The sequence below is a fragment of the Streptomyces sp. STR69 genome (assembly GCF_024519455.1).
GTDB lineage: Bacteria > Actinomycetota > Actinomycetes > Streptomycetales > Streptomycetaceae > Streptomyces.
This window is the reverse complement of the sequence record NZ_JALJRY010000050.1, coordinates 23,932-34,783: the sequence shown is the minus strand read 5'-3', so window position 1 is coordinate 34,783 and position 10,852 is coordinate 23,932. Positions and strand designations below refer to the sequence as shown.

The 10,852-nt window shown below is 68.2% G+C and carries 11 protein-coding genes and 1 pseudogene; 6 read left to right on the top strand and 6 right to left on the bottom strand.

Annotated features, from left to right (window positions below; all coding sequences use genetic code 11):
- Positions 1-291 (top strand): annotated as a pseudogene (locus OC490_RS47435) (hypothetical protein); the annotation flags it as partial.
- Between the two features lie 210 nt (positions 292-501).
- Positions 502-1,305, top strand: a complete 804-nt coding sequence (locus OC490_RS47430) for a hypothetical protein (protein WP_262064271.1) — start codon at positions 502-504, stop codon at positions 1,303-1,305.
- Between the two features lie 108 nt (positions 1,306-1,413).
- Here the strand turns inward: OC490_RS47430 and OC490_RS47425 are convergent, their stop codons facing one another.
- Positions 1,414-3,810, bottom strand: coding sequence for a cation-translocating P-type ATPase (locus tag OC490_RS47425; RefSeq protein ID WP_262064270.1), 2,397 nt, complete (start codon positions 3,808-3,810; stop codon positions 1,414-1,416).
- 113 nt (positions 3,811-3,923) lie between these two features.
- The gene (locus OC490_RS47420; protein WP_262064269.1) at positions 3,924-4,205 is read right to left on the bottom strand and encodes a DUF2530 domain-containing protein; all 282 of its coding nucleotides are present in this window, start codon (positions 4,203-4,205) and stop codon (positions 3,924-3,926) included.
- Positions 4,206-4,327: 122 nt separating this feature from the next.
- On the opposite strand from OC490_RS47420, the gene OC490_RS47415 reads away from it, so the two are divergent.
- The gene (locus tag OC490_RS47415) at positions 4,328-5,722 is read left to right on the top strand and encodes an NCS2 family permease (protein WP_262064268.1); all 1,395 of its coding nucleotides are present in this window, start codon (positions 4,328-4,330) and stop codon (positions 5,720-5,722) included.
- Positions 5,723-5,731: 9 nt separating this feature from the next.
- On the opposite strand, the gene OC490_RS47410 is transcribed toward OC490_RS47415, so the two are convergent.
- Positions 5,732-5,914, bottom strand: a complete 183-nt coding sequence (locus OC490_RS47410; RefSeq protein WP_262064267.1) for a BrnA antitoxin family protein — start codon at positions 5,912-5,914, stop codon at positions 5,732-5,734.
- Positions 5,915-6,077: 163 nt separating this feature from the next.
- Between OC490_RS47410 and OC490_RS47405 the strand changes: the two genes are divergently transcribed.
- Positions 6,078-6,515: a MarR family winged helix-turn-helix transcriptional regulator gene (locus OC490_RS47405; protein ID WP_019072529.1), complete on the top strand. Its 438-nt coding sequence runs from the start codon at positions 6,078-6,080 to the stop codon at positions 6,513-6,515.
- Between the two features lie 112 nt (positions 6,516-6,627).
- On the top strand, positions 6,628-7,899 hold the full coding sequence (locus OC490_RS47400) for an MFS transporter (protein WP_262064282.1): 1,272 nt from the start codon (positions 6,628-6,630) through the stop codon (positions 7,897-7,899).
- Positions 7,900-7,924: 25 nt separating this feature from the next.
- On the opposite strand, the gene OC490_RS47395 is transcribed toward OC490_RS47400, so the two are convergent.
- Complete coding sequence (locus OC490_RS47395) at positions 7,925-8,437, bottom strand: GNAT family N-acetyltransferase (protein ID WP_262064266.1); 513 nt, start codon at positions 8,435-8,437, stop codon at positions 7,925-7,927.
- A 41-nt stretch (positions 8,438-8,478) separates the two neighbouring features.
- On the opposite strand from OC490_RS47395, the gene thpR reads away from it, so the two are divergent.
- Positions 8,479-9,033 carry an RNA 2',3'-cyclic phosphodiesterase gene (gene thpR, locus OC490_RS47390; protein WP_262064265.1) on the top strand — a complete coding sequence of 185 codons (555 nt, stop codon included), beginning with the start codon at positions 8,479-8,481 and terminating at the stop codon, positions 9,031-9,033.
- A 201-nt stretch (positions 9,034-9,234) separates the two neighbouring features.
- Here thpR and OC490_RS47385 read toward each other — a convergent pair whose 3' ends face one another.
- Both OC490_RS47385 and OC490_RS47380 read right to left on the bottom strand, forming a co-directional pair.
- Positions 9,235-10,227 carry an aldo/keto reductase gene (locus tag OC490_RS47385; protein WP_262064264.1) on the bottom strand — a complete coding sequence of 331 codons (993 nt, stop codon included), beginning with the start codon at positions 10,225-10,227 and terminating at the stop codon, positions 9,235-9,237.
- Positions 10,228-10,271: 44 nt separating this feature from the next.
- Positions 10,272-10,814 (bottom strand): Uma2 family endonuclease, encoded by a 543-nt coding sequence (locus OC490_RS47380; RefSeq protein WP_262064263.1) that lies wholly within the window; start codon positions 10,812-10,814, stop codon positions 10,272-10,274.
- Between the last annotated feature and the right edge of the window lie 38 nt (positions 10,815-10,852).

Below are 10,852 nucleotides of genomic sequence, written 5' to 3'. Positions count from 1 at the left end.
GCCCCGGAGCCGGTGAAGAAGGGCAAGACCATCACGGTCACGGGCAAGCTGTCCCGCGCCAACTGGGAGACCCACAAGAACGCGGGCTACGCGAGCCAGTCGGTGAAGCTCCAGTTCCGCAAGAAGGGCTCCAGCACCTACACCACCGTCAAGACCATCAAGACCAGCTCGACCGGCGCCCTGTCGACCACCGTCAAGGCGACCGTCGACGGCTACTTCCGCTACAGCTTCGCGGGCACCTCGACCACCCCGGCCGTCAACGCCGCCGGTGACTTCATCGACGTGAAGTAACCCCGCGCGACGATGGCGGAGTCTCCGCACTTCACCACGGGTTCGTAATACCCGTACAAAGTCTCGATCCGCCGTACAACCAGCCACACCCGTCACGGATCAGATCTTGTGAGCCAACAGGCTCCGCCATCACTTGGGCCCCGGCGCCGACGACGAGCCGTACGGAACGACCACCGCGCCGGGCCCCCTTTCTCCATTTGGGGAACACGCATGCGCATACGCGCCACCGTGGCCGCCGTCTCCGGCGCCCTGGTTCTCTCCGCCTTCGCCGTACCGGCCGCACAGGCCGCCGGCACCACGTCCGCCGCCACGCTCAACGTCACCTTCTCCAAGTTCAAGGTGAACAACGGCAAGGCCATCGTCGTCGGTGCGAGCGCGAAGGTCGCCGTCCCGGTCACGTACACCGTGACCCACGCCGCGAGCCTCGACGTCAGCGCCGACAACTTCGCGAGCGGCCCGTTGATCTACCGCGGCACCTCCGTGAGCAGCCCGGCCAACGAGATCATCAGCGACGACCCGGGCACCTGCACCAAGGCCTCGACGACCGTCCTGAACTGCAAGGCCACCATCAACATCCGCCCGGCCGACGACGACCTGGCGAACGCCGAGGCCGTCACCTGGAAGGCCGGCGGCCTCGCCATCACCGCCAACGGCACCAAGAAGACCCAGGGCGACCTGGGCACCGTCGCGGTCCGCCGCGCCGCCCAGCTGACCGCCGACGCCACCCCGGAGCCGGTGAAGAAGGGCAAGACCATCACGGTCACGGGCAAGCTGTCCCGCGCCAACTGGGAGACCCACAAGAACGCGGGCTACGCGAGCCAGTCGGTGAAGCTCCAGTTCCGCAAGAACGGCTCCAGCACCTACACCACGGTCAAGACCATCAAGACCAGCTCCACGGGCACTCTGAAGACCACCGTCACGGCAACGGTCGACGGCTACTTCCGCTACAGCTTCGCGGGCACGTCGACCACGTCGGCGGTCAACGCCACGGGTGACTTCGTCGACGTGAAGTAGCAGCGGGTCGTCGTTCGGCTGCGGGTGCGTGGGGGCTGGTCGCGCAGTTCCCCGCGCCCCTAAACAACAGCGACCGCGCCCCTGTTTCAAGGGCGCGGTCGCCGCCTTCTAAGCCGACCCCCGCCGATCGACCACTCGCCACACGACCTCCAGCAAAACCCCCGCCACCCCCGAAATCCCCACCGCAACCCACGGCATGGTCACCCCCACCAGCTTCAACGCGAAGAAGTGCTGAAGCCACGGCACGATCAGCACCACCACGAACGCCGCCCCCATCGACGCCACCAGCGTGACCCGCCACCACGTGTACGGCCGGGCGATGATCGCCAGCACCCACATCGAGATCAGGAACAACGTCAGGGTCGCCGCACTGGTCTCCGCCCCCAACGACCCCTTCCCCGTGTAGTAGTGACGAGCGATCAGATACGTCACGAAGGTCGCCGCCCCGGCGATCACCCCGCCCGGGATCGAGTACCGCATCACCCGCCGCACGAAGTGGGGTTGCGCACGCTCCGTGTTGGGCGCGAGGGCCAGGAAGAACGCGGGAACGCCGATCGTCAGGGTCGACAGCAGCGTCAAGTGCCGCGGCAGGAACGGATATTCAACCCGCCAGCACACCACCAGCACAGCCAGCAGCACCGAGTACACGGTCTTCACCAGAAACAGCGTCGCCACCCGCGTGATGTTCCCGATGACCCGCCGCCCCTCCGCGACCACCGAAGGCAGCGTCGCGAAGCTGTTGTTGAGCAGCACGATCTGCGCGACGGCCCGGGTCGCCTCGGACCCCGACCCCATCGACACCCCGATGTCGGCGTCTTTCAGGGCGAGTACGTCGTTGACACCGTCCCCGGTCATCGCAACCGTGTGCCCGCGGGACTGCAACGCCCCCACCATGTCCCGCTTCTGCTGCGGAGTAACCCGCCCGAACACCGTCCCCTCATCAAGGGATTTGGCCATCTCCTCCTGATCGGCGGGCAGTTGGCGGGCGTCGACAACCTGCCCACTGAGCCCCAGCTTCCCGGCCACCGCGCCCACGGACACCGCGTTGTCCCCGGAGATGACCTTCGCCTGCACATGCTGCTCGGCGAAGTAGGCCAACGTCTCCGCCGCATCGGGCCGCAACCGCTGCTCCAACACCACCAGCGCCGTCGCCGAGGCCTCCCGCACGACCCCGGGATCATCCAGCTCACCCGAGACCCGCGCCAGCAAGAGCACCCGTAGCCCTTGTTCGTTGAGCCGCCCGGTCTCGGCGAGGGCGGGATCGTCCGCCCCCAGCAGCACATCGGGGGCGCCGAGCAACCACGTACTCGACTCCCCGTTCCCCTCGCTGAACGACGCCCCGCTGTACTTCCGCGCCGAAGAGAACGGCAGCGACTCCACGCACCGCCACTCCTCGCTGTCCGGATAGGCGGTGATGATCGCCTGCAGCGACGCGTTCGGCCGCGGATCGGACTCGCCCAATGCGCCCAGAACTTTGCGTACGTACGTCTCGTCGGCCCCGCCGAGCGGACGCAGTTCGGTGACGTCCATCCCGCCCTCGGTCAGCGTCCCCGTCTTGTCGAGGCAGACCGTGTCGACGCGGGCGAGCCCTTCGATGGCCGGCAGCTCCTGCACGAGGCACTGTTTCCGGCCAAGCCGGATGACCCCGATCGCGAAGGCCACGGAGGTGAGGAGGACGAGCCCCTCGGGGACCATCGGGACGATCCCGCCGACCGTCCGGGCGATGGAGTCCTTGAACCCGTGCTGTTTGACGACGAGTTGGCTGATGACCAGGCCGATCGCGGTCGGGATCATCATCCACGTCACGTACTTGAGGATCGTGGAGATACCGGTGCGCAGCTCGGAGTGGACGAGCGTGAACCGCGAGGCCTCTTCGGCGAGTTGGGCGGCGTATGCCTCGCGCCCCACCTTCGTCGCCTCGAACGCGCCACCGCCGGCGACCACGAAACTCCCGGACATGACCGCGTCCCCCGGCCGCTTGACGACGGGGTCGGCCTCACCGGTGAGCAGCGACTCGTCGATTTCCAGGCCGTCGGCCTCGACGCACTCCCCGTCGACCACGACCTTGTCCCCGGGCCCGATCTCGATGAGATCCCCGAGCACGATCCCGGACGTGCTGACCTCGACGGCGGCCCCGTCCCGCCGCACGGTCGGCTTCGCCTCGCCGATCACCGCCAGGGAGTCGAGGGTCTGCTTCGCCCGCCACTCCTGGATGATCCCGATCCCGGTGTTGGCGAGGATCACGTACCCGAACAGGCTGTCCTGCAGCGGCGCGACGAACAGCATGATCAGCCAGAGCACACCGATGATCGCGTTGAACCGGGTGAAGACGTTGGCCCGCACGATCTCGCCGAGGGACCGGCTGCTGCGCACCGGGACGTCGTTGACCTCCCCGCGCGCCACCCGCTCGGCGACCTCGGCGGTGCTGAGTCCATGGGCCCGTGCGGGTGGAATGGGCACGGGATGCACAGGATCGAGTTCGGCGCCCGCGTCGGTGTGCGTCATGCAGTCGACGGTACGTGCGGATTTAAGGCTTCACCCGCCGAGTGCCCGGAAGATCCGACCAGCGGAGGACGGAGGGCGGGCCCGGGTGATGCCTGGGGTGTAGGAGGAACTCCTCACTCCGCAGCAGGGGAGGGAGCCTCCGCCGCCGCCTCGGCCGCCAGTCGCTTGAGGGCCGCGTCGCGCCCCCGGACGTACCAGATGCCGATCAGCCCCAGCCCGGCCCCGGCCAGGCAGGTCCACAGCCACCACAGATGGCCGTGGTCGTCGAACCAGCCGTAGAAGGGGAGCTGTACCAGGAAGAGGACGAACCAGAGGATCGTGCCGCCGATGATGGTCGGGACGATCGGGCCCTCCAGGGGCTCCGGTGCCTCGTGTGTCGGTGTCCACTTCGCCATGCCCACAGCTTACGAGGCGGCGCAACACTCTCGGGTCTACGCGCGGAGATAGCGCCTGACGTCTTCATATGTTCATACTGAAACGGTTTCCGTCTGTCCACTTCTGCTCGTAGGAACATCCAATGCAGACCGCCCTCGACCGCTACTTCAAGATCTCCGAACGGGGCAGCAGCCTCCCCCGCGAGATCCGGGGCGGGTTCGCCACCTTCTTCGCGATGGCGTACATCATCGTGCTGAACCCGATCATCCTCGGCAGCGCGAAGGACATGTACGGGCACCACCTCGACAACGGCCAGCTGGTCACCGCCACCGCTGTCACCGCCGCCTTCACCACCCTCCTCATGGGTGTCATCGGCAACGTACCGATCGCGCTCGCCGCCGGACTCGGCGTGAACTCCGTCGTCGCCCTCCAGCTCGCGCCCCGCATGTCGTGGCCGGACGCGATGGGGATGGTCGTGCTGGCCGGCCTGGTCGTGATGCTGCTGGTCGCCACCGGGCTGCGCGAGCGCGTGATGAACGCGGTGCCCTACGGCCTGCGCAAGGCCATCTCCATCGGTATCGGCCTGTTCATCATGCTGATCGGGCTCGTGGACTCCGGGTTCATCACCCGCATCCCGGACGCCGCCCAGACCACCGTCCCGCTCCAGCTCGGCGCCGACGGTCACCTCAACGGCTGGCCGGTGCTCGTCTTCATCCTCGGCGTACTGTTCACGCTCGGGCTGATCGTCCGCAAGGTGTCCGGCGCGATCCTGATCTCGATCGTCACGATGACCGTCCTCGCGGTGATCGTGAACGCGGTCGCGACGATCCCCTCCTGGGGCCTGACCACCCCGAAGTGGCCCGGAAACCCGGTCGCCACCCCCGACTTCGGCCTGATCGGCAAGTTCAGCCTGTTCGGCGGCTTCTCCAAGGTCGGCGTGCTGACCGGCGTCCTGTTCGTCTTCACGGTCCTGCTGTCGTGCTTCTTCGACGCGATGGGCACGATCATGGGCATCAGCGACGAGGCCCAACTGACCGACGCCCAGGGCAACATGCCCGGCATCAACAAGGTCCTCTTCGTCGACGGCATCGCGGTCGCGGCCGGCGGTGCCAGCTCCTCGTCGGCGACCACCTGCTTCGTGGAGTCCACGGCCGGCGTCGGCGAGGGCGCCCGCACCGGCTTCGCGAACGTCGTCACGGGTGCCCTCTTCGCCGTAGCACTGTTCCTCACGCCCATCGCCACGATGGTCCCCTCCCAGGCGGCCACCCCGGCCCTGCTCGCGGTGGGCTTCCTGATCCTGGCGGGCTCCGTCAAGGAGATCGACTGGGCGGACTACACGATCGCCATCCCGGCCTTCATCACGATGGTGATGATGCCGTTCACCTACTCGATCACCAACGGCATCGGCATGGGCTTCATCACCTTCGTGGTGCTGCGCCTGGTGGCGGGCCGGGGCCGGGAGGTCCCGGTGCCGATGTACGTCGTGGCGGCCGTGTTCGGCTTCTACTACCTGATGCCGGCCCTGGGTCTGACGTAACCCGGTGGGTCACGTGACCCCGTAGAACTTCTCCGTCTCCTCGACGGCGGTCTGGAACCGCTCGTCGAAGTCGTCCCGGATGAGCGTCTGGACCACATAGTCCTGGACGCTCATTCCCCTTTTCGCCGCATGGTGTCGGAGCCGTTCGAGCAGCTCCCCGTCTATCCGCAGGCTGAGCACGCTGGTCCCCATACAGACGAGGGTCCGGGGCGGTTCCGGGCGGTGGGTGACGTTCCGCGCCGGTATCACTCATATGGGTGACGGAAGGGTTCAGTGGCCAGGGTCACGGGCATCCCGGCGTGTCGCGTCGGTCCCAGTTGGTCTTTAGCGAGAGTAATGAGTTACGCTAAAGAACATGCCGGACCTTACCCATGGCGACGACGCTGCCGCTGTGAACTCCCTGCGGTCAGCCGTGATGCGGTTGTCCCGTCGACTCAAGCACCAGCGGGTCGACGAGTCACTGAGCCCCACCGAGATGTCGGTGCTGGGCACCCTGTCCAACTGCGGCAGCGCGACCCCTGGCGAGCTCGCTCGCAAGGAGCATGTGCAGCCGCCCTCGATGACCCGCATCGTCGCGCTGCTCGAAGCCAAGGGACTGGTGCAGCTGGAGCCGCACCCCGAGGACCGGCGCCAGAAGGTCGTCACCAAGACCCCCCAGGCCGAGGCGATGCTCGAAGAGAGCCGCCGCAAGCGCAACGCGTTCCTGGCCGGCCTGGTCGACGGCCTCGACGAGGACGAGTGGGCGAAGATCGTCGCCGCCGCCCCCGTGCTGGAGAAACTCGCACACCTGTAAAGCTGTCTATGTAGGAGGCGACCTTTTGAGTTCGGGAACCGGAGCAGACTCCGCACCCGCGCCAGCCACCCCCGACTCCCCGCCCGCACCTGATGCTCCCGGCAAGTCCTCGATGTTCAGCTCGCTGAGGATCCGGAACTACCGCCTGTTCTTCATCGGCCAGGTCGTCTCCAACACCGGCACCTGGATGCAGCGCATCGCCCAGGACTGGCTGGTCCTCAGCCTCACCGGCTCCTCCGCCGCCGTGGGCATCACGACCGCCCTCCAGTTCCTGCCGATGCTCCTCTTCGGGCTCTACGGCGGTGTCCTCGTCGACCGGCTGCCCAAGCGCCCCACCCTCCTCGTCACCCAGTCCGCGATGGCCCTGACCGGCCTGGTGCTCGCGTTCCTGACCCTCTCCGGCCACGTCCAGGTCTGGCACGTCTACGTCGCCGCCTTCGCCGTCGGCCTCGCCACGGTGGTCGACAACCCGGCCCGCCAGTCCTTCGTCTCCGAGATGGTCGGCCCCGAGCAGCTGCAGAACGCGGTCAGCCTCAACTCGGCGAACTTCCAGTCCGCCCGCCTGGTCGGCCCCGCCGTCGCGGGCGTCCTGATCACCGGCGTCGGCACCGGCTGGGCGTTCCTCTTCAACGGCCTGTCGTTCGTGGCGCCCCTGGCGAGCCTGCTCCTCATGCGCAACCGCGACCTGCACTCCGTCCAGCGCGCCCCGCGCGGCAAGGGCCAGCTCCGCGAAGGCCTGCACTACGTCGCCGGCCGCCCCGACCTGATCTGGCCGATCGTCCTCGTCGGCTTCATCGGCACGTTCGGCTTCAACTTCCCGGTGTGGCTGTCGGCCTACGCGGACGACATCTTCCACGCGGGCGCCGGTGCCTACAGCCTCTTCAACACCCTGATGGCGGTCGGCTCCCTGATCGGCGCCCTGCTCGCCGCCCGCCGCGGCACCACCCGCCGCCGCGTCCTGATCGCGGCGGCGGCGGCCTTCGGCCTGCTGGAGATCGTGGCGGCGGTGGCCCCCTCCTACTGGCTGTTCGCCCTGCTCATGGTCCCGATAGGCATCGCGGGACTGACGGTCAACGTCACGGCCAACACCGCCGTCCAGATGGGCACCGACCCGGCCATGCGCGGCCGGGTCATGGCCCTGTTCATGATGGTCTTCATGGGCGGTACGCCCCTGGGCGCACCGATCGTCGGCTGGATTACCGACGCCTACGGCCCCCGGGTGAGCTTCGCCCTCGGCGGTGCCATCGCGGCCGTCGCCGCGGCCACGATCGGCGTGATCCTGGCCCGCATCGGCGATCTGCGCCTGTCGTTCGACTGGAACCACGGCCACCCGAGCGTGGCCTTCGTCCCGCGCCGGCGGGAGCAGTTGGCGACGATGGTGTAAATGTCCTGGCCCGGGGGCGTGCGTGCTACACCCTCCGGGCCAGCACCTGCCCCGGCCAGTTGTCCTCCCCGACGACGAAGGCCTCCGTCGCGGTGAACCCGTTGGCCTCGTAGTAGGCGACGAGCCTGCGGTCGTCCCCCGCGTAACAGTCCACCCGCAGCAGCGAGATACCCGCCTCCCGGGTCGCCTCCGCCGCGTGCGCGAGCAGCGCGCTGCCGACGCCGTACCCCTTGAACCGGCGGTCGGAGGCGAGGAGATGGACATACCGCTCGGGCTCGTCGACGGCTTCGACGTACGACCCCGGTGAGTCGGTGAGGGTGAGCGTGCCGACCGGCACACCGTCGATCTCGGCGATGTACGGGGTGCCGGTCGCCGCATACCGCTCCACCATCGCCACGGCCTTCGGGTTCTCCGACCACGACGTACTGCCCCACTGCCCGGTCCGCCCCTGCGCGACGAGCCACGCCACGGCGCTGTCCAGCATGCCGAGTATCGCGGGAATGTCGTCGGGGCCGCCGTCCCTGATGCTGATGGTCATGCCCTCATAGTGGCAGCGCGGACGGTGGCAGGCTGGGGCTCATGAGACTCTTCGCCGCCGTGCTGCCCCCGGAGGACATCGCCGCCGAACTCGCCGCAGCGGTAGCCGAGTTGAGGACGCTCCCGACCGCGGACACCCTCCGCTGGACCGGCCGCCTGGGTTGGCACTTCACCCTCGCGTTCTACGGCGAGGTCGACGAGGACGCCGTACCGGAACTGTCGGCCGCCCTGGAGCGGACCGCGCGCCGGAGCGAACCGTTCGGGCTGGCGGTGCGCGGGGGCGGGCAGTTCGGGGAGGGGCGGGCGCTGTGGGCGGGGGCGGCCGGGGATCTCGCCGCGTTGCGCCTGCTGGCGGAGCGGTGCGAGGAGGCGGCGGTGGGGCAGCACCGGCGTTACCGCGCCCATCTGACCCTGGCCCGCGGCCGGGACGCGCTGGACGTACGGCCGTATCTCGACCGGCTCGACGGGTTCGCGGGGCGGGCGTGGACGGTGGACGAACTGGTGCTCGTCCGCAGCAACCTGCCGAGGTCGGGGGTTCCGGGTGAACAGCCGCGGTATGAGGCGGTCGCCCGCTGGAGGCTGGGAGCGGGCGGTTAGGCTCGGGTACGTGGACCCGAAAACCCGGAACCGGATCATGGCCGGTGTGCTTGTGCTGTTGTTCGTTGTCGTTGGGCTTGCCGCGGCGCTTGGTAAGTGAGGGTGGGGGAACTGCGGATCGAATTTCGGCTGCGGGCCGGATGTGGCTGGTCGCGCAGTTCCCCGCGCCCCTGAAAACAGGGGTGCTTGCCCTTACGTCGTCTACCAGGCGAAGGCCTCGGGGGACGGGCCAGGACCCGGGAAGATCTCGTCCAGCGAGGTGAGGAGTTCCTCGGTCAGTTCCAGTTCCACGGCGCGCAGCGCGGACTCCAGTTGCCCGGCGGTGCGCGGGCCGACGATCGGGCCGGTGACGCCGGGGCGGGTCAGCAGCCAGGCCAGGGCGGCTTCTCCGGGCTCGATGCCGTGCTTGTCGAGGAGGTCCTCGTAGGCCTGGATCTGGGCGCGTGAGGTCGGGTTGGCGAGGGTGTCCGCGGCCCGGCCGCTCGCCCGGCGCCCGCCCGAGATCTCCTTCCTGATGACTCCGCCGAGGAGTCCGCCCTGGAGCGGCGACCAGGGGATGACCCCGAGGCCGTAGTCCTGCGCGGCCGGGATGACCTCCATCTCGGCGCGGCGCTCGGCGAGGTTGTAGAGGCACTGCTCGCTGACGAGCCCGATGGTGCCGCCACGGCGCGCGGCGATCTCGTTGGCCTGGGCGATCTTGTAACCGGGGAAGTTCGAGGAACCGACGTAGAGGATCTTGCCCTGCTGGATCAGGGTGTCGATCGCCTGCCAGATCTCCTCGAAGGGGGTGGCGCGGTCGATGTGGTGGAACTGGTAGACGTCGATGTAGTCCGTCTGCAGCCGCTTGAGGCTGGCGTCGACGGCCCGCCGGATGTTCAGGGCGGACAGCTTGTCGTGGTTGGGCCAGGCGTCGCCGTCGGCGGCCATGTTGCCGTAGACCTTGGTGGCGAGGACGACCTTGTCGCGGTGGTCGGGGCTCTTGGCGAACCAGTTGCCGATGATCTCCTCGGTCCGCCCCTTGTTGTCACCCCACCCATACACGTTGGCGGTGTCGAAGAGGTTGATACCGGCGTCCAGCGCCGCGTCCATGATCGCGTGACTGTCGGCCTCGTCGGTCTGCGGACCGAAGTTCATCGTCCCGAGGACGAGTCGGCTGACCTTGAGACCTGTGCGTCCGAGCTGCGTGTACTTCATGAGTACTTAGCCAACGGCTTCGAGCGCGCTCTATGCAAGGGGGGTCAGTCGCGGGGGAAGCCGTCTGTCTTGAGGGTGAGGCCGACCACGGTGCCGGTGAGGTCGAGATCGTCCCCGAAGGGGAGTTTGGTCTCGGTCGCGTAGTCGTCGCCCTTGGGGCGGGAGTAGACGTGGCAGCGGCCCTGATACGGGTCGGCGATCAGATACACAGGGACCTCGGCCTCGGCGTACGCGGCCTTCTTCGGGCCGTAGTCGTTGGCGGCGGTGCCCTTGGAGATGACCTCGGCGACGAACTCGACGTCCTGGTAGCGCCAGAGCCCCTCCTCCGTCTTCGCGGCGTCCTCGGTCATCACCGTCACATCGGTCGCGAATCCGTTGAGGTGACCCGGGTAGTCGATACGGACGTCGGACTTCACGCGCTTTCGGGGGTACTTGGTCCGTAGCTGCTCGACGATGTCCAGGATGATCTCCCAGTGGGTGTCCTCCTGCGGTGACATGGCGACGGTCCCCTCGACGATCTCGACCTTGTAGCCCTCGGGGACGGGCATGCCCTCAAGGCGCTCGAACAGGGCATCAAGGCCGGTCATCGTGGCGCTCCTCCCCGGCTGCCCATCGTTTCGTTCAG

Coding starts and splice junctions, on each gene's coding strand:
- OC490_RS47395 (WP_262064266.1), bottom strand. CDS start 8,437: ATGACCATCAGCATCAGGGACGGCGGCCCCGACGACATTCCCGCGATA.
- OC490_RS47420 (WP_262064269.1), bottom strand. CDS start 4,205: ATGGCGAAGTGGACACCGACACACGAGGCACCGGAGCCCCTGGAGGGC.
- OC490_RS47415 (WP_262064268.1), top strand. CDS start 4,328: ATGCAGACCGCCCTCGACCGCTACTTCAAGATCTCCGAACGGGGCAGC.
- OC490_RS47380 (WP_262064263.1), bottom strand. CDS start 10,814: ATGACCGGCCTTGATGCCCTGTTCGAGCGCCTTGAGGGCATGCCCGTC.
- thpR (WP_262064265.1), top strand. CDS start 8,479: ATGAGACTCTTCGCCGCCGTGCTGCCCCCGGAGGACATCGCCGCCGAA.
- OC490_RS47425 (WP_262064270.1), bottom strand. CDS start 3,810: ATGACGCACACCGACGCGGGCGCCGAACTCGATCCTGTGCATCCCGTG.
- OC490_RS47410 (WP_262064267.1), bottom strand. CDS start 5,914: ATGGGGACCAGCGTGCTCAGCCTGCGGATAGACGGGGAGCTGCTCGAA.
- OC490_RS47430 (WP_262064271.1), top strand. CDS start 502: ATGCGCATACGCGCCACCGTGGCCGCCGTCTCCGGCGCCCTGGTTCTC.
- OC490_RS47400 (WP_262064282.1), top strand. CDS start 6,628: ATGTTCAGCTCGCTGAGGATCCGGAACTACCGCCTGTTCTTCATCGGC.
- OC490_RS47405 (WP_019072529.1), top strand. CDS start 6,078: ATGCCGGACCTTACCCATGGCGACGACGCTGCCGCTGTGAACTCCCTG.
- OC490_RS47385 (WP_262064264.1), bottom strand. CDS start 10,227: ATGAAGTACACGCAGCTCGGACGCACAGGTCTCAAGGTCAGCCGACTC.